2 protein-coding genes are annotated in these 21,336 nt (G+C 44.3%); both read left to right on the top strand.

Annotated elements, in window-relative coordinates:
• The first annotated feature begins 1 nt into the window (after nt 1).
• Entirely contained in the window at nt 2-6,472 is a 6,471-nt protein-coding gene (locus tag Q8G36_RS13260) for a non-ribosomal peptide synthetase (RefSeq protein WP_305160616.1), read from the top strand.
• Complete coding sequence (locus Q8G36_RS13255; RefSeq protein ID WP_305160615.1) at nt 6,469-21,333, top strand: non-ribosomal peptide synthetase; 14,865 nt, start codon at nt 6,469-6,471, stop codon at nt 21,331-21,333. The genes Q8G36_RS13260 and Q8G36_RS13255 overlap by 4 nt, the downstream gene beginning before the upstream one ends.
• The last annotated feature ends 3 nt before the right edge of the window (nt 21,334-21,336 follow it).

Here is a 21,336-nt window from a genome sequence, read left to right as displayed (position 1 = left end):
GATGAGGGACATTATTGATATATACGGATTATCCCCCTTGCAAAAAGGGATGCTGTTTCATACTTTATATGATCAAGATGATGATCATTCTTTTTCCTACATTGTACAGGTAGGTTTCTTACTCGGTGGTCGATTGGATGTTGCTACTTTCGAAAAGGCTTGGGAATACATCATTCACCGACATGAGATCCTGCGTTCTGTATTTGTATGGGAGGAAGTAGAAAAGCCATTGCAAGCTGTTTATCAACGTCTTCCTTTTACCATTCATCGAGAAGACTGGAGTGCTCTTCCATGTGGAGAGAGGGAAAAGAAATTACACCAGTTTTTGAATGCTGATCGGAGGCAAGGGTTTTCGTTAGACGAAGCACCGTTAATGAGAATCACTGCGATTAAAGAAACAGAAGAAGAAACGAGAATCATTTGGACGCATCATCATATTTTGTTGGATGGCTGGAGTGTGTCCCTGATCTTCAGTGAAGTGATGGAAGTTTATCTCAAGATGATAAAGGGAGAAGCATTCGATCTTCCCAAGTCTCTTCCCTATAAAAAATATATCCAGTGGATTAATAAACAAGATCTAAGTAAAGCTGAGAAATTCTGGACAGAAGAATTAAAAGGATTTCATGCACCTACGCCATTAGAGATGGATAGAAGTGACCAGGGGCAGGAGAAGGGGTATGGAGAGTGTGTTTATCGGCTATCTGAGGAACTGACTGAGTCTTTACAAGGGTGGGTGCGAAATAATCAGCTAACATTAAATACGTTACTGCAAGGAGCCTGGGCTTACTTGATGAGCCGATATAGCGGCGAAAGCGACATCGTGTTTGGTGTGACTAGTTCTGGACGTCCTTCTGAATTAGTAGGAGCAGAGAAAATGGTTGGTCTATTCATTAACACATTGCCTACCCGAATTCGTGTAACGGATGATACATCAGTAGTAGAATGGCTCCGTAAGATACAGATGAAAGAAATGGAACGGAGACAATACGAGTATAATTCATTGGTCGATATTCAAGGTTGGAGTGAAGTTCCAAGGAGTAGTGCTTTATTTCATACTTTGTATGTGTTCGAAAATTACCCGATCCAAGGAGAACGCAATGCTGATTTAAGATTACTAGAGGCTCAAAGTGCAGAACAAACAAATTATCCTTTGACGTTCATTGCAATGCCAGGTAAGGAAATCACTTTCAAGTTGATGTATGACCGGAATCATTTTGATGAAGAGACCATTCATCGGATTCAGGGTCATCTATCGCAAACATTGATCCAGATGACGAAAAGCTCGGATCCAAAGCTATCCGAAATTACCAATTTAACAATGGAAGAGCGGACACAACTACTAGAGAAATGGAATGATACCCAAGTTGAATATTCATGTGAGAGCATGATTCATGCGTTATTTGAGCAGCAAGTAGAGAAAACACCAGAAGCGATCGCGGTTATTTATGAAAATGAGCAACTTACCTATAGAGAGCTGAATGAGCGTGCTAATCAGCTGGCTCACTATTTACAGAAGTGTGGTGTGGGTCCAGAGTCTTTAGTCGGCGTATATATGGAACGATCCCCAAAAATGATGATAGGGTTGCTAGGGATTCTAAAGTCAGGAGGAGCCTATGTTCCGCTTGATCCTACGTATCCCGAGAGTCGGCTACGCTATATATTAGAAGATGCTAGAATCGAAGTACTAGTGACGCAAGAAGGGTTGGGAAAAATAGGTATATCCGAACAAATCGAAATAATTTGTATGGATCAAGATCGCATTGCGATTGAAAAGGAAGAACCGACCGCATGTATAAGTAGTGTAGCAGGAAAAGATTTAGCATACGTCATGTATACTTCAGGATCTACAGGAAAACCAAAGGGAGTGATGATCGAGCATCATTCGGTGATCAATTATCTTGAATGGATGCAACATCAATATCCACTCTCTGAAAGGGATGTGGTCTTGCAGAAAACACCGATTTCATTTGACGTATCTGTGTGGGAGTTATTTTGGGGTATTAGTGTAGGATCATGTGTATCCTTCCTGCCTCCGGGGGCGGAGAAAGAGCCTTCCATAATAGCTGAAGTGATAGAGAACCATCGGGTTACCGTTGTCCAATTTGTTCCCTCGATGCTATCTGTTTTCTTAGATCATTTCGATCATATTGAGTTGAAACGGAAATGTTCATCCGTGCGTCATGTGTTTTCTGGTGGGGAAGAGCTTAGTCCAGGGTTGGTTAGACGATTTCAACAGCACTGGGATCAGGGCGGACAAGTTAAATTGACCAACTTTTATGGACCAACAGAAGCAACCATTTACGTGAATGCATATGACTGTCAACGCAATCAAGAATTTGTTTCTATTGGAAATCCGATACAAAATATCCAACTATATGTATTAGATCGGAATCAGCGCTTGCAATCGATAGGGATAGAGGGTGAGTTGTATATTGGTGGTGCAGGCTTAGCACGTGGTTACTTAAACCGCCCTGATCTAACTGCTGAACGATTCGTTCCGCATCCGTTTCAATTAGGAGAACGGCTATATCGAACCGGAGATCTAGTAAGATATCTAACTGATGGGAATTTAAAATTCATAGGAAGAATGGACCATCAAGTGAAAATGCGTGGCTTTCGGATTGAGCTTGGAGAAATTGAAGCGACTTTAGAAAGGCATTCGTCTATCAAAGAGGCTGTCGTGCTAGTAAGAGAAGATCGCCCAGGCGATCAGCGATTGGTGGCGTATGTGATAAGCGATGGAAATATCCAAAAGTGGCGAGAGTATCTCCAAAACCAATTACCGAGTCACATGGTTCCAGCACACCTTGTAGAGTTGGAATTTTTCCCGCTTACTCCGAATGGGAAAATCGACCGAAAAGCCTTACCAGCACCGGATGGACAACCTCTGGGAGATTTTAACGCCCTACCGCGAACGCCATCGGAAGAGCTCATTGCCTCGGTTTGGAGTCAAGTGTTAGGAATAGAAAATATCGGCATTCAGGACTCTTTCTTTGAACGGGGTGGGCACTCACTACTCGCTACTCAAATCGTCTCTCGATTACAAGAAGTATTCCAGATCAGAATCCCACTACGCGAACTCTTCAAGTACGATACGGTAGAGGCATTGGCGAAGCGACTAGATCAGTTGTGTAAAGGAGACAAAAGACGAGAGATTCCACCACTTGTACCTATGGCACGGCAAGAATCCATTCCGCTTTCTTACGCACAGAAACGCCTATGGTTCATTGATCAGTTAACGCCAAATAGTGCGATGTACAATATTCATGCATCATGTCGACTGACAGGAAAATGGTCACTTGAAGCATTGGAGATGGGATGGAATCAGTTGATTGAACGTCATGAATCATTGCGGACGGTGATTCATGAGCGGGACGGTCAACCCGTTCAACAGATTCAGTCGCATATTTTCAGGCCCCTCCCCCAAATGGATCTAACAATTCTCTCTCTGGAAGATAGAGAAAGAGAGATGAAGCGGCTCATTCAAAACGAAGCGGAAGAACCATTTCATTTGGGACAAGCTCCCTTAATTCGAACGCGAATTTTGAAAATGGATAAAGAGGAATGGGTACTTCTTTGTACGATGCATCATATTATTTCGGATGGATGGTCAATGGGGATCTTGCTCGAAGAATGGATGGCTTTTTATGAAGGAGCGCTAAGTGGAAAGCCAGTGGAGCTGAAGAAGTTACCCGTTCAATATGCGGACTTTGCTCTGTGGCAAAAAGAATGGCTAAAAGAAGAGGATTTTGATCAGCACCTTCAATATTGGAAGGGAGAATTAGCTGGTGAGTTACCGGTCTTGCAATTACCGATGGATCGTCCTCGCCCTGCTGTTCAAACCCACAGTGGTGCAAGTCAGTCTCTGATGTTGTCGTATTCCCTATGGGAAAAGATTAAGGAGTTAAGTCAGCGAGAAGGATCCACCTTATTTATGACCTTGATGGCGGCGTATCAAAGCTTTCTTGCTCGTTATACGGGACAAGACGACATCTTGGTTGGAAGCCCGATTGCGAACCGGAATGTTAGGGAGATTGAAGGATTAATTGGTTTCTTTGTAAATACGTTGGTTTATCGAGCTGATCTCAGTGGAAATCCGACGTTCCAAGAACTTCTGTCGCAGATACGAAAAAAAGCACTAAAAGCATACGAGTATCAGGACATTCCGTTTGAGAAAGTGGTAGAAGCCGTAAAACCTGAACGGAATACCAGTCATTCGCCGATTTTCCAAACCATGTTTACCTTACAGAATACGAAACAAGGGTTGCCTCAGCTATCTGAAAGAAACATGGAGATGATGCAAAGTCATACTTCGGCTGCCAAATTTGATTTGAGTTTGTTTGCATCGGAGACGGAAGAAGGATTATTACTAACTTTCGAATATAATACCGATTTATTTAATGCTGCAACCATTGAACGAATGGCAGGCCATTTTGAACATTGGTTATATGAAATTGTATCTCATCCAAAAGATTCTCTATCAAAACTGAATATGCTATCGAAAGCAGAATATAAGCGGTTACTAGAGGAATGGAATGACACAGGTGCCGTGGACCTACGTGAAGGCACGATTCATACATTGTTTGAGGAACAAGTGGAGAAAACGCCAGAAGCAATCGCGGTAGTGTGCAAAGATGAGGAGCTAACGTATCGAGAACTGGACGAACGTTCCAATCAGTTGGCCCATTATCTCCAGAAGCGGGGGGTGGGATGTGAATCATTGGTTGGGATTAGCGTTACACGTTCATCCGAGATGATTGTCGGTCTCTTAGGAATCATGAAAGCAGGAGGAGCCTATGTACCGATTGATCCTGCGTATCCGGAGAGTCGGCTACGGTATATTTTAGCGGATGCTCATATCGAAGTACTAGTGACACAGGAAAAGTTGCAGCAAAAAATGACGTTACTTGAATCCGTTGACATGATTTGTATCGATCGTGATCGAGCAGCGATCGAACAGGAAGTAACGACGGCATGTACGAGTGAAGTAACAAGCGATAACTTAGCTTATATCATCTATACCTCAGGATCCACTGGTAATCCTAAGGGAGTGATGATTGAGCATCGGAGTACGTTGACGATGATCCATTGGGCACATCAAACCTATTCCCGACAGGAATTAGCGGGAGTGCTGGCTTCAACTTCACTATCCTTTGATCTATCGGTTTTTGAAGTGTTTGTTCCTTTGACGATGGGTGGCAAGGTGATTGTCGCTGAAAGTGCTCTTCATCTGGACAAGTTGTCCACGAAGGATGTGACTTTGGTCAATACTGTGCCATCAGCAGCGAAGGAACTGGTTCGAGCAAAGACAATCCCTTCTTCGGTAAGGGTGATGAATTTGGCTGGAGAACCGTTGCCGCAGTCATTGGTCCAGCACTTGTATGAGAGAAGTCCGATTGAAAAGGTGTACAACCTATACGGTCCATCCGAAGATACTACTTATTCCACGTATATGAAGCTAGAAAAGGGTGTCATGCACAAGGTACCACCGATTGGTAGACCCATCTCTAACACAGAAGTATATGTACTCAGTGCAAACCAGCAAATGGTACCGATTGGTGTAGTCGGTGAGCTTTACATTGGGGGATCAGGCTTGGCGCGTGGCTACTTAAACCGCCCTGACTTAACAAACGAGCGTTTTATCCCGCATCCATTTAAAGAAGGGGAGCGAGTATATCGGACGGGAGACCTTGTGAGGTACCTACCGGACGGGACTTTGGATTATCTTGGTCGGATCGATCATCAAGTGAAGATCCGTGGATTCCGGATTGAGCTAGGTGAGATTGAAGCGACGTTACAAAGGCATTCATCGGTAAACGAAGTTGTTGTGATGGTACGCGAAGATTATCCGGGTGATCAGCGTTTGGTTGCCTATGTAGTGGGAGAAGAAAATGCTCATGATTGGCGTGATTATCTCAAGACCCAGTTACCAAATTACATGGTTCCGGCACACTTTGTCGGATTGGCAGCTTTCCCACTCACCCCAAATGGGAAAATCGATCGGAAAGCCTTACCTGCACCAAATTGCAAGGAAGCAGAGGGTGGTTATGTTGCCCCTCGTACACCTACGGAAGAAGCAATTGTTTCGATATGGCATCAAGTTTTAGGCACGGAAAATATCGGGATTCATGATTCGTTTTTTGAACTTGGTGGTCATTCATTACTCGCTACACAAGCTGTTTCTAGTCTGAAAGAAGCCTTTGGAATTGAGTTACCACTGCATGATTTATTTACGTATACTACGGTGCAGGAATTGGCAGAAAGGGTTAATCAGTTGCGCCGTAGTGGAAATGAGCAAGCGCAGAATGATAGTAAGGGGAATGTAAGTTTTCAAGACTATATTCAAAAAGAAGCAGCAGCGAGTAATGATGAAGAGTTACTTGAACTTCTTAAGCAATTGGAAGAGTTATCAGAGGAAGAAGCGCAAGGTATATTCGAGAGCAACTTGGTTGAGGAAGGGGTGAAAAAATGAGAAGTGATTTACTTGCGAAGCTGGATTTGCTTTCTCCTGAGAAGAGAGCGTGGCTTCAGAAGCAGATGCAGAAAAAGGAGAATAAAGAAGCGCTTCCGTTGTCCTATGCACAACAACGTTTGTGGTTTATGGACCGATTTAACCCAAATAGTTCATTATATAATATTCCGACAGTATGGCGTCTAAAAGGACATTGGATACCTGAAGCATTGGAAAAGGGATTAAATCGACTCATTGAGCGTCATGAATCATTACGCACCGTTTTTAAGGAATTAGGAGACCAACCGGTACAACACATTGTAGAATTCCTTCCTAGAAAACTACCTGTAGAGGATTATTCTCACCTTCCTCTGGAAGTAAAGGAAAAAGAGATAGAGAGTTTGATTGCTAGAGAAGCGCAGGATCCGTTTGATTTAATGAATGGCCCTTTGATTCGTAATCAACTGGTTCAATTAGGGAAAGAGGAATGGTTATTGCTATGTACCATGCACCATATTATTTCTGATGCGTGGTCCATCGGCATATTGATCAATGAATTGCTTGCCTTCTACGAGGAGGAAACGAGTGGGAAGCCTGCTGGACTAAGTTCGCTATCGATTCAATATGCAGACTTTGCGAAATGGCAAAAGCAGTGGTTGCAGGGTGAAGTGTTGGATCGACAACTCACGTATTGGCAGGAAGAATTGTCCGGTGAGCTTCCTATACTACAACTGCCAGTGGATTTCCCTCGACCGGTTACGCAAACGTACGCTGGGGACACGTATCACGTGGTTCTTCCTCACACACTACTCAGTTCATTGAAGGATTTAAGTCAACGAGAAGGATCCACCTTATTCATGACCTTAATGGCTGCGTATCAGAGCTTTCTTGCTCGTTATACGGGGCAAAAAGATATTCTCGTCGGAAGTCCGATTGCGAATCGGAATCATAAAGGAGTAGAGGGATTAATTGGCTTCTTTGTCAATACGTTAGTCTATCGGGTGGATCTGAGTGGAACTCCTACGTTTCGGGAGATTTTGTCTCAGATAAAGAAAAAGGCGTTGAAGGCGTATGAATATCAAGATATTCCGTTTGAAAAAGTGGTAGAAGCTGTACAACCTGAACGGAGTACGAGTCATTCGCCGATCTTCCAGACCATGTTTACACTACAGAATATAAAACAAGAACGATTAGAGCTGTCTGGGAGAAGTTTGGAAATGATAGAAAGTAATATTTCCATCGCGAAATTTGATTTGAGTCTAACCGTTTTTGAGGTGGAAGAAGGCCTATTTGTCTCTTTTGATTACAATACAGATCTATTTGACAGTAGAACCATTGCACGCATGGCAGGGCATTTTGAAAACTGGTTGAACGAAATTGTTCATCATCCAGATGAATCATTTACAAAGCTGCCGATGCTATCGGACACAGAACAGAAGCAGCTCTTAGAAGAATGGAATGACACTGACGTAGTTTATGCACATAAGAGCTTGATTCACGAACTGTTTGAGCAGCAGGTTGCACGTACACCTGAAGCGGTGGCGGTAGTGTATGAAGGTGGACAGCTGACGTATCAAGAACTCAACGAGAAAGCGAACCAATTGGCACATTATTTACAGAAACGGAATATAGGACCTGAGTCATTGGTCGGTATATGTGTCGAGCGTTCACCCGATATGATCATTGGTCTCTTAGGGATTCTCAAAGCTGGTGGGGCTTATGTCCCGCTGGATCCGAGTTATCCCGAAAATCGCCTGAGATACATATTAGAGAACTCAAAGATCCAAGTGCTTTTAACAAAGGAAGCGCTACTGGGTTGGTTGCCCGAAGGTATCCAAGCGATTTGTTTGGATCGGGATCAAGCAGCGATTTCTAAAGAGAGTAGCTTGGCACCAGTGAGTGGAGTGACAGCAAACAACTTGGCGTATATCATTTACACTTCGGGTTCGACAGGGAATCCGAAGGGAGTGATGATCGAACACCACTCGGTTATCAACCGATTACAGTGGATGCAAAAAAACTATCCATTATCTGAACAGGATACGATTCTTCAAAAAACGCCGTTTTCGTTTGATGTCTCTGTCTGGGAATTATTTTGGTGGTCATTTGTAGGAGCACGTGTTTGTTTACTTCCACCGGGTGGAGAGAAGGATCCTGCAATGATTGAGGAGTGTATTGAGCGATATCGCGTGACCACGATGCACTTTGTTCCTTCGATGTTATCTACATTCTTGGATTATATGGAACAATCCAAAGCGAAAAAGGACGTATCGTCTTTGTGTCAGGTTTTCACTAGTGGAGAAGCGTTAAATACCGAACAGGTTCGCCGGTTTAAGGGTGTGTTTTATGATTTTCAGCAAACGAAGTTAAGCAACTTGTATGGTCCTACCGAAGCGACTGTAGATGTTACTTACTATGATTGTGATTTAGAAAATGAACAGATGCTTATTCCAATTGGTCGTCCGATTGATAATACCGAATTGTATGTGTTGGATCAAAACCAACAGATGGTACCGATAGGTGTGGCTGGGGAACTTTACCTTGGTGGTGTAGGCTTGGCACGTGGCTACTTCAATCGTCCAGAGTTAACTGCTGAACGTTTTATTCCGCATCCATTTAAGGAGGGGGAACGGCTCTATCGGACGGGGGACCTGGTGAGGTATCTGAATGACAGCAACTTGGAGTATATCGGAAGAATAGATAACCAAGTGAAAATCAGAGGCTTCCGGATAGAGCTGGGAGAAATTGAAGCGGTCCTACACAATCATTCATCTGTGAAAGAGGCTGTTGTTTTAGTGAGGGAAGATCATCCAGGAGACAAGCGGTTAGTAGCTTATGTGGTGGGTGAAGGAAACACTGGAGAATGGCGCGAGCATCTCAAGACGCAATTACCGAATTACATGGTTCCGGCATATTTTGTCGAAATGGAAGCGATGCCACTCACTCCGAATAGCAAAATCGATCGCAAAGCCTTACTGGCATTGGATGGACAGTCCATGAGTGTAGATATTGTCTCACCGCGAACACCAGTGGAAGAGCTCATCGCATCGGTATGGAGTCAAGTGTTAGGTATGGGGAATATTGGTGTTCAGGATTCCTTCTTCGAACTTGGTGGCCACTCGCTCCTCGCTACCCAAGTTGTCTCACGTATACAAGAAGTCTTCCAAATCGAACTACCGGTGCGTGAACTGTTTGAATATTCAACGGTGGAGGCGCTGGCGAAGCGACTGGATCAGTTGCGTAAAGGAGACAAAAAACGAGAGATTCCACCGCTTATGCCGATGGAACGGGGAGGAGCCATTCCGCTTTCTTATGCCCAAGAGCGACTGTGGTTCATCGACCAATTTACGCCCAATAGTGCACTTTATAATATGCCGATGGTATGCCGTCTTACAGGGAATTGGGTACCCGAAGCATTGGAGACGGGATGGAATCAGCTGATAGAACGTCATGAATCTTTACGGACGGTGTTCCATGAAGTGGATGGTCATCCAGTGCAGCAGATTCAACCGTATGCTTTCCGGTCCCTTTCTCAAATGGATTTAACTATGCTTTCCCCGGAAGAGCGAGAAGCGGAAGTTAAGCGTTTGATGCAGCAAGAAACAGAAGTGCCATTTGACTTAGGAGAAGGCCCACTGATTCGGACAATCCTCTTACGAGTGGGAGAAGAGGATTGGGTCCTCCTCTGCATCCTGCATCATATCGTTTCGGACGGATGGTCGATGGGAGTCCTACTTGAAGAATGGATAGCTTTCTATGAGGAAGCAACGGATGAGAAGGTAGCAGAACTTGAACCATTACCGATCCAATATGCGGACTTTGCCCAGTGGCAAAAGGGATGGTTGAAGGAAGAATTGCTTGAACAGCAACTCCACTATTGGCAGGAAGAATTGTCTGGTGAGCTTCCCTTGCTACAACTGCCGATGGATCGCCCTCGTCCGGCGGTACAAACCCATCACGGATCGACACACACTGTGTTACTGTCACGTTCATTACGCGACAAATTGAACGAACTCAGTCGTCAAGAAGGATCGACTCTCTTCATGACCTTGTTGGCTGCGTATCAAAGCTTCCTCTCCCGTTATACAGGACAAGAAGATATTCTCGTCGGAAGTCCAATTGCGAATCGTAATTACAGAGAGATTGAAGGATTAATCGGCTTCTTCGTGAACACGCTGGTCTATCGGGCTGATCTGAGTGGTACACTGACCTTCCAAGATATTTTGTCGCAGGTGCGTCAAAAGGCACTGAAAGCATATGAATATCAAGATATTCCATTTGAAAAAATTGTGGAAGTTGTGCAACCCGAGCGGAGTACAAGTCATTCTCCGATCTTCCAGACGATGTTCATCTTACAAAATATGAAACAAGAGCTTCCGGTGTTGTCTGGTAGAAGGATCGATATGATAGAAAGCCATAGCCCGATCGCGAAATTTGATTTAAGTGTAATGGCAGCCGAGACGGAAGAAGGATTAATGTTCGCTTTTGAATACAATAAGGATTTATTTGATGTTACAACCATCGAACGAATGGCAGGACATTTTGAGAAATGGCTACATGAAGTTTCTCATCATCCACAAAAATCGTTGAATAGTCTGGGGATGCTATCCGAATTTGAGCGTGATTTGTTAGTAGAGACATGGAATGACACCGCAATGGAAATGTCCCAAGAGGGTCTTATTTGCGACGGATTTGAGGACCAAGTAGCACGACGTCCCGATGCGATTGCAGTGGTCGATCAAATGAGAGAGTGGACCTATGGTGAACTGGATGCGCTAGCAAATCAGTTGGCACATGTTTTGCAGAAAAAAGGGGTTGTTCCTGAATCAGTTGTGGGCGTCTACCTCCCGAGATCGGCTGAGCTCATTGCAAGTTTACTTGGCATATTAAAAGCTGGCGGGGCCTATGTCGTCCTAGATCCGTTGTTTCCGAAATCACGGTTACAATACATGATTGAAGATGCAGGAATCCAAATCGTGGTGACGACAGCAGCGCAAGAAAGTCTTTCCGAACAGGTCGAAACGGTGAGAGTAGAAGAAATAACAGATGAAAGCGTGATCGCACCGAAGCGGCGGGTAAAACCCGAGCACTTAGCTTATATCGTCTACACCTCTGGTTCCACAGGAAAGCCAAAGGGTGTCATGGTCGAATATCGGTCATTGATGAATATGGTTTCTTGGCATCAAGCCGTATACCAAATTACAGCACAGGATCGTGCGACTCAGATTGCGGGGATTGCCTTTGACTCAGCTGTCCAGGAGATTTGGCCTTATCTCACTGCTGGTGCAGTACTATACCTGTCAACAGAAGAGTTGCGAATTAATCCAGAGGCTCTACGAGATTGGCTCATTGATTCACGGATCACGGCTAGCTTTGCGCCTACACCTATTCTCGAAAGACTCTTGAAATTATCTTGGCCAGAGAAGACGGATCTCCGTTTTATCATTACGGGAGGAGATCAGTTAACACAGTATCCATCTGAACAAATCCCTTTTGCAGTGATTAATCAGTATGGTCCATCGGAAAATACCGTCGTTACCACTGATTGTTACGTGCCTGTAGGAATGACAACAGGTACTCCGTCAATTGGTCGACCGATTGCGAATACAGAAGTATACGTGTTAGATTCTCACCTTCAGCCGGTGCCGGTGGGAGTGATTGGAGATCTCTATATCGGAGGAAAGAGCCTTGCTCGTGGCTATGTCAATCGTCCGGAACTCACAGAGGAAAAATTCATTCCGCATCCGTTCAAGTCAGGGGAACGTCTCTATTACACCGGGGACAAAGCAAGTTATCTTCCTGACGGTGATCTCCAGTTCCGTGGTCGTATGGATGACCAAGTAAAGATTCGTGGTTTCCGGATTGAACTGGGAGAAGTTGAAGCAACTTTGCAGGCGCATTTGTCTGTGAAAGAAGCTGTTGTGCTGGTAAGAGAGGATCATCCAGGAGACAAGCGATTGATAGCTTATGTAGTTGGTGAAGGAAGTGTACATGAATGGCGGGAGCATCTGCAAACACATTTACCGAATTACATGGTTCCGGCACACTTTGTCGAGATGGCACTTTTACCCCTTACACCGAATGGAAAACTTGATTTGAAAGCATTGCCTGTACCTGATGAACCATCTACTGAAAATACCGTATACCCAAGAACTCCGATGGAAGAGCTCATCGCATTGGTATGGAGTCAAGTGCTAGACATAGAAAATATTGGTGTTCAGGATTCCTTCTTCGAGCGAGGTGGACACTCGCTACTTGCTACCCAAGTTGTCTCCCGGTTAAAAGAAGCATTACAAATCGAACTGCTAGTGCGTGAACTGTTTGAGCATTCAACAGTAGAGGCGTTGGCGAAGCGATTGGACCAATTGTGTAAAGGAGACAAAAAACGAGAGATTCCACCGCTTTTGCCGATGGAACGGGGAGAAGCCATTCCGCTCTCTTATGCCCAACAGCGCCTGTGGTTCATCGACCAATTCACGCCCAATAGTGCACTTTATAATATGCCGATAGTATGCCATCTTACAGGGAATTGGGTACCCGAAGCATTGGAGACGGGATGGAATCAGTTGTTAGAGCGTCATGAATCTTTGCGGACGGTGTTCCATGAAGTGGATGGTCATCCAGTGCAACAGATTCAACCGTATGCTTTCCGGTCCCTTTCCCAAATGGATCTAACTACGCTTTCTCCGGAAGAGAGAGAAAGGGAAATGGAACAATTGATCCAAAACGAAGTCGAAGCGCCATTTGACTTAGGACAAGGTCCGTTGATCCGTGGGCAAATCATGCAAATCGCAGAAGAATGGATTCTTATTTGTACCATGCATCATATTATCTCGGATGGCTGGTCGATGGAAATCTTGCTCCAAGAATGGATGGCATTCTATGAAGCTGCGGTTGGTGGTAAACCAGTAGAACTCGCACCATTACCGGTTCAATATGCTGACTTTGCCCAATGGCAAAGGGAATGGTTGAAAGAAGAAGTACTTGATCAGCAGCTTGCATATTGGAAGGAAGAGCTGTCTGGCGAGTTACCAGTCTTAATGTTGCCGATGGATCGTCCTCGTCCTGCGGAGCAAACCCATAGCGGATCGACACACACTGTGTTGTTGTCACGCTCGTTACGCGACAAACTGAACGAACTTAGTCGTCAAGAAGGGTCGACGCTCTTCATGACCTTACTGGCATCGTATCAAAGCTTCCTCTCCCGTTATACAGGACAATCCGATATTCTTGTCGGAAGCCCGATTGCAAATCGGAATTATCGCGAGATTGAAGGGTTGATTGGTTTCTTCGTCAACACGTTGGTTTATCGGGCTGATCTGAGTGGCGCACCAACATTCCAAGAGTTGTTGTATCAGGTAAGGACAAAAGCATTGAGAGCGTATGAGTACCAAGATGTTCCGTTTGAAAAGATTGTAGAGGTCATACAACCCGAGCGAAGTATAAGTCATTCTCCGATCTTCCAAACCATGTTTACCTTGCAAAACACGAAACAAGGTCTACCAAAGCTTCATGGAAGAAGTTTAGAAGCGATGGAAATTCATGCTTCGATCGCCAAGTTTGATTTGAGTTTAAGCGCCGCAGAGGTGGAAGAGGGTTTAGTCCTTTCTTTTGTCTATAAGACTGATTTATTTGACGTTGTAACTATCAGACGTATGGCTGAGCATTTTGAAAACTGGTTGAATGAAATCGTGGAACATCCTGATAAATCACTGACGAAGTTGACGATGCTATCGGAAGTGGAGCAGCAGCTGCTAGAAGAGTGGAATGATAATGCTGTAGCGTACCCACGTGAGAGTGTAATCCATAAACTGTTTGAAGATCAAGTGGATCGTACACCTGACACCGTGGCGGTGGTGGATGAAAATCATCAGTTGACGTATCGAGAGCTGAATGAGAAAGCAAACCAATTGGCCCATTATCTCCAGAAATGTGGGATTGGGACAGAGTCATTGGTCGGGCTCTGCTTCCAACGTTCAGTTGAGATGATTGTCGGTCTCATGGGAATCTGGAAAGCTGGGGCAGCCTATGTTCCATTGGATTCATCGTATCCAGAAAGTCGCCTACGATATATTCTGGAGGACACAGGGATTCAAGTATTGGTCACGAACGAAGCATTAAAAGGTTGGATACCTGAAGAAGTTGAAGCAGTTTGTTTGGACCGGGATCAAGCGATGATCTCACGAGAAAGCACCCTTTCACCAATATGCGAAGTGACAGGAGAAAACTTAGCGTATGTGATCTATACTTCGGGTTCGACCGGGAATCCAAAGGGGGCTTTGGTACAGCATCATTCTGTACTAAATCTATCGTATGGTTTACAGAAAGAAGTTTTTTCACATGAGACACCTACTAACATGCGCGTCGGTTTAAATGCTTCGATCGCCTTTGATGTATCCGTTCAGCAATTACAAATGCTTTTGTATGGTTCTAGTTTGTATATTATTCCGAACGAAGTTCGCAGTGATCCTCAACTGTTTCTATCCTATATTCGGGAGAATAAGTTGGAAATGTTCGATATGACACCTTCATTACTCCAATTACTCATAGATGGCGGGTTGTTAGAAACAAATGATGGTGTTCATGTTCCAAGTAAGGTACTGGTCGGTGGCGAAGCAATTGTGCCGTCACTATGGGAACAATTAGTAGAGGCTGACAAGATCCATTTTTATAACGTATATGGTCCTACAGAATGTACGGTTGATGCGACATGCTATCGTATCAAAAAAGATAGTAAGCGAGTAACCATTGGCCGTCCGTTGCCGAACGTTCAAGCCTATGTATTAGATGGGAATTGGTTACCTGTTCCAGTTGGTGTAACGGGTGAACTTTATATTGGTGGAGCAGGCCTAGCGAGAGGATACTTGAATCGTCCAGCGTTAACGTCCGAACGTTTTATTTCTCATCCATTCAAAGAAGGAGAGAGGCTATATCGAACAGGAGATCTCGTGAGGTACCTTCCTGATGGTAACTTGGATTATCTAGGAAGATTGGATAACCAAGTGAAAATTAGAGGATTTCGGATTGAGCTTGGGGAAATTGAGGCAACCTTACAGGAGCATCTCTCGGTAAAAGAGGCCGTTGTGATGGTGAGGGAAGATCAGCCAGGAGATAAGCGATTGGTAGCCTATGTAGTGGGTGAAGGGCGTAAAGAAGAATGGCGCGAGTATCTCAAAGCACAACTGCCAAGCCATATGGTTCCCGCCTACTTTGTCGAGATGGAAGAGTTACCACTGACCCTAAATGGAAAGATTGATCGGAAAACTTTGCCTGTGCCAGATCGTCAAGGGACAGAAGGAGGCTACGTGGCTCCAAGAAATGAGCGTGAACAAATACTTACCATGATATGGGAACGTGTGTTAGGCACAAAACCGATTGGCATTCATGAAAACTTTTTTGAAATCGGTGGAGACTCGATTCTCAGCATTCAGATTGTCTCTCGCGCGAAGCAAGCAGGTTTGCAATTGACACCGAAGCAAATGTTTGAACACCAAACGATTTCCGAGTTGGCGCAAGTAGTCAAAGAAGAGCAGGGTGTACAAGCGGAGCAAGGAGCTGTAACTGGAGACCTGATTCTTACACCAATTCAGCAATGGTTTTTTGAACAAAATCATCCCAACCCACATCATTGGAATCAATCCATGTTTTTTAGAACAAAAGAGCGACTGGATATCGTATTACTGGAGAAATCTGTGCGTAACCTTCTGATTCATCATGATGCCTTGCGTTTAAGATATGAACGTTTACCGGATGGAGCTTGGAAACAGCGGAATGAAGGAATTGAAGAACAATCGACGCTGACAGTGATTTCATTAGAAGAAGTGCCACAAGCAGAATGGCATCAAGTGATTCAAGCGGAGATTGACACTGCACAAGCAAGCGTACACTTACACGCAGGACCGCTAATGAGAATGGTGTATTTTGATGAAGGTGAGAAGAGACCCGGCCGATTATTCTGGGCGATTCATCACTTAGCAGTGGATGGTGTTTCTTGGCGAATTTTACTGGAGGATCTGCAAACGGGGTATAATCAAGCGAGCCAGGCTCAGAAGATCCAATTACCCACAAAGAGTACATCCTTTAAAGCATGGTCGGAGAAATTGCGTCATTACGCTGAATCTGGGATTGTGCAAGAAGTGCGTGATTACTGGGAGCGGCAGTCCGAACAAGAAGGGGCTATGATACCAGTGGATGCCACACTCGAAGATCCAGCAAACACAGCAACCGAGGAGATTACTGTGGTGCTAGATGAGAAAGAGACCCGTGCGTTATTGCAAGAGATTTCAAGCACCCATCGTGTCCAAATTAATGAAGTACTATTGGCAGCATTGGTACAGGCTACGGCAGCATGGACAGGTCATCCTACGCTGACCTTGGATTTGGAGGGTCATGGTCGGGAAGAGATCATCGAAGACGTTGACCTATCGAGATCCGTGGGATGGTTTACAAGTATCTATCCTGTTCACTTGAATATTACAGGTGCTAACACGCCCATCGCAGCTTTAAAAGCAGTCAAAGAACAAGTGCGCCAAATTCCTAATAAGGGCGTTGACTATGGGATTTTGCGGTACTTAAATCCAGCGATGCGTGAGCGATTCCAGTCTCAAATCACGCCGTCCATTAGCTTTAACTATCTTGGACAATTTGACCAAATGTTCTCTGACGATGCAATGTTTGCTCCGGAGACCGGGTTTACACGCTTAGATCATGCTCCTGGTTCCAAGCGATCACATTTGATCGATGTAATCGGGATTGTAACCGATGGAAAACTTCATTTCACTTGGGTGTACAATGTTGGACAGTTTGCGAAGTCGACCATTCAAAGTGTATCAGAGAATATGCTCCATCAATTGAGTGGATTGATTCATTCTTCGGGTGGAGAATCTGCGCTGACCGTTTCGGATTTTGCGATTGCAAATCTCACCCCAACAGATTTGAACAAAGTACTATTTAAGATGAATCGTGGAAAGAATTATCCGATTACCGACCTATATCCGCTATCACCTTTGCAGGAAGGCATGATCTTTCATACGCTGCATGATCAAGGGGATGAACATTCGGCGCCGTATATGGTGCAATTAAGTTTCCTGTTTAAAGGTAAATTGGATATCCTTACTTTCGAGCAGGCGTGGAAATCGACGATCCAGCGGCATGAGATCTTTCGTTCAGCATTTGTGTGGGATGAGATTGAAGAGCCCTTGCAAGTGGTGTATGAACATATCCCATTTAAGCTGAATGAAGTGGATTGGCGTGCGTTGTCTGATGAAGAAAAAGAGGAGAAACGAAAAGCCTTTTTGGCATCGGATCGAAAACAAGCCTTTCTTTTTGATGAAGCGCCATTGATGCGGGTGACTGTCATTCAAGAAGCGGAGGAAGAATATCGGGTTGTTTGGACGCATCACCATATTTTGTTGGATGGATGGAGCCTGCCACTGGTCTTTAACCAATTGCTTACAGTGTACCAGAAGAGGATGAAAGGAGAGGCTGTGGATTTACCTAAGTCACCGCCATACAAGAAATATATTCAGTGGCTGAACGAGCAGGATCAGGAGCAAGCGGAAAAATTCTGGAGAGAGAAACTCAGAGGCTTTACAGCGCCAACCCTGCTTGGCTTAGAAAGTAAGGAGCAAGAAAAAGGTTACACAGAGAAGGTAACTTATTTATCAAAAGAGCAAACCCAAGCGTTACAAAACTGGGCGAAGCGCAATAGGCTCACTTTGAATACGGTAATTCAAGGTGCGTGGGCGTATCTCATGAGCCGGTATAGTGGAGAAGATGACATTGTCTATGGTGTAACTAGCTCAGGACGCCCTACGGAGATTATTGATGTTGAAAACATTGTAGGTCCTTTTATTACCACATCACCGACGCGAATTCAGTTAATAGATGATATAAAAGTAATGGATTGGTTGCAGAAGATACAAGAGGAAGAGATAGAAAGAAGACAATATGAATATGCTTCTTTGACAGAGATTCAAGGATGGAGTGAAGTTCCTAGAGGAACCCCGCTGTTCCATACCTTGTATGTGTTTGAAAACTACCCAGTGAAAGAGGAGTCTTCAGGAAATCTAGAAATTGGTGAGTTGGAAGGAGTAGAGCAAACTCATTATCCATTAGGATTGACAGTTGTTCCAGAAAGCCAGTTGTTGTTAAAGTTGAAGTATGATCGTAGCAAGTTTAATGGCCTCACTATTGAACGGATGCTGGGTCATTTAAGCCAGGTGTTAAAGCGAATGATCGAGAACGTTGATCAAACTCTGTCGGAGCTGGTGTATGTTACGGAAATAGAACAGAAACAACTACTGGAAGAATGGAATGATAATGCAGCAGCGTATCCACGTGAGAGTGTGATCCACAAACTGTTTGAAGATCAAGTGAATCGTACACCTGACACGGTGGCGGTAGTGGATGAAAATCATCAGTTGACGTATCGAGAGCTGAATGAAAAAGCAAACCAATTGGCCCATTATCTCCATAAATGTGGGATTGGGACCGAATCAATGGTCGGGCTTTGTTTCCAACGTTCAGTTGAGATGATTGTCGGTCTCATGGGAATCTTGAAAGCTGGATCAGCCTATGTTCCGTTGGATCCATCGTATCCAGAAAGTCACCTACGATATATTTTGGAGGACACAGGGATTCAAGTATTGGTCACGAACGAAGCATTAAAAGGTTGGATACCTGAAGAAGTTGAAGCAGTTTGTTTAGATCGGGATCAAGCGATGATCTCACGAGAAAGCACCCTTTCACCAATATGTAAAGTGACAGGAGAAAACTTGGCGTATGTTATCTACACTTCAGGTTCGACCGGGAATCCAAAAGGGGTTTTGGTGCAGCATCATTCGGTATTAAATCTATCCTATGGTTTACAGAAAGAGGTTTTTTCGCATGTGATACCTGTTAACATGCGCGTTGGTCTAAATGCCTCAATCGCCTTTGATTCATCCGTTAAACAATTACAAATGCTTTTGTACGGTTCTAGTTTGTATATTATTTCAAACGAAGTTCGCAGTGATCCTCAACAGTTTGTATCTTATATTCGGGAGAATAAGTTGGAAATGTTCGATATAACACCTTCACTACTCCAATTACTCATAGATGAGGGGTTGTTAGAAACAAACGATAGTGTTCATGTTCCAAGCAAGGTACTAGTCGGTGGAGAAGCGATTATGCCATCACTGTGGGAACAACTAGTAGAGGAGGACCATATCCATTTTTATAATGTATATGGTCCTACAGAATGTACGGTTGATGCGACATGCTATCGTATCAAAAAAGATAGCAAGCGAGTAACCATTGGGCGTCCGTTGCCGAACGTTCAAGCCTATGTATTAGATGGAAATCGGTTACCTGTTCCAGTTGGTGTAACGGGTGAACTTTATATCGGTGGAGCAGGCCTAGCGAGAGGGTATTTGAATCGTCCAGAGTTAACGTCCGAACGTTTTATTCCTCATCCATTTAATGAAGGGGAACGGTTATACCGGACGGGAGATCTGGTCCGCTATTTAGCTGATGGCCATTTGGATTATCTGGGAAGAATCGATAATCAAGTGAAAATTCGAGGCTTCCGGATTGAGCTTGGAGAGATTGAAGCGAATTTAGAAAGTCATCCATCGGTGAAAGAGGCAGTAGTCTTGATAAGAGAGGACCAAACAGGAGATCAGAGATTGGTTGCCTATGTGGTGGGTGAAGGAAGTATGCTTGAATGGCGTGAGCATCTCAAGAGACAAGTACCGAATTATATGGTTCCTGCACACTTTATTGAGGTAGACGCGATTCCGCTTACAACAAATGGGAAGGTTGATCGAAAGGCACTGAACAGCTTAACGATTCAAAGAGAAAGTACCTTTTCTACACCAATCATCCCACGGGATGAAATCGAGTATCAGCTGATTACGATCTGGCAGGATTTGCTACAGATAGAAGATGTCCATGTAAACGATGATTTCTTCAATAGAGGGGGTCACTCTCTCCTTGTAATCAAATTGATTTCAAAGGTCAGAGAGAAATTTGGAAAAGAGATTAAGGTGTCCGCACTGATTAAGAACCCGACAGTGGAAGGGATCGCTTATCTCATCCGTGAGAATCATGGTATGGCAAAATCGTTATCGGTTCTGGTTCCACTACAAGAATCAGAGAAAAGACCTTTCTTCTGTGTTCATCCGTTTATGGGTAATGTATTCTGTTACATTCAGCTAGCAAGGTTACTCAAGGATCACTGCTCATTTTATGGTCTACAGAATCCTCTCGTAGAGAAAGAAGGAATGAACGGGTTGACTTTATCGGAAGTAGTTCAACTCTACATCGAGGAAATGAAGCGCGCTCAGCCAGAGGGGCCGTATCGTCTGGGAGGATGGTCTCTGGGCGGTGCCATCGCCTATGAAATCGCAACTATGTTACGGAACCAGGGAGAAGAAGTTGAGGTGTTGGTACTCATGGATACCAAGGTGCCTTCAGAACAGGATTACAAGACAGAGGATGAAATGCTATCTTATATATTGAAGCATTTCATCCATTTAGAGCTAGTGGAGCAGGAAGAAGAGCTCGTTCATCAACAGGAAATGCTTGTTGATCAGTTGATTGTGGAGGGAGTGCTCCCGCACGATGCGGATCTTACGAGTCTAAAGCAGATTACCAATGCTCACAGGAAGTGTCTAAATTTAATGGCAGAACATGTTTTAACGCCATATTTTGGGGAGGTCATCTACTTCAGTGCTGAAGAAGGCATAGAGTTGTTCACGGAATGGAAGCCGTTATTACAGGGGAAAGTGAATAAGTATTCGGTGCCAGGGTCGCACGAGGAGATCGTCTTCTCCCCAGCGGTGGAAAAGATAGGCAAATATCTCGTAAATGAATTAGAAGGGGTAGAGGGAGCGTACTGAGGG

The sequence above is a fragment of the Peribacillus frigoritolerans genome (assembly GCF_030676415.1).
Classification (GTDB): Bacteria; Bacillota; Bacilli; order Bacillales; family DSM-1321; genus Peribacillus; species Peribacillus frigoritolerans_A.
The sequence above is the reverse complement of the archived record's forward strand: the minus strand, read 5'-3'. Positions and strand labels throughout refer to the sequence as shown.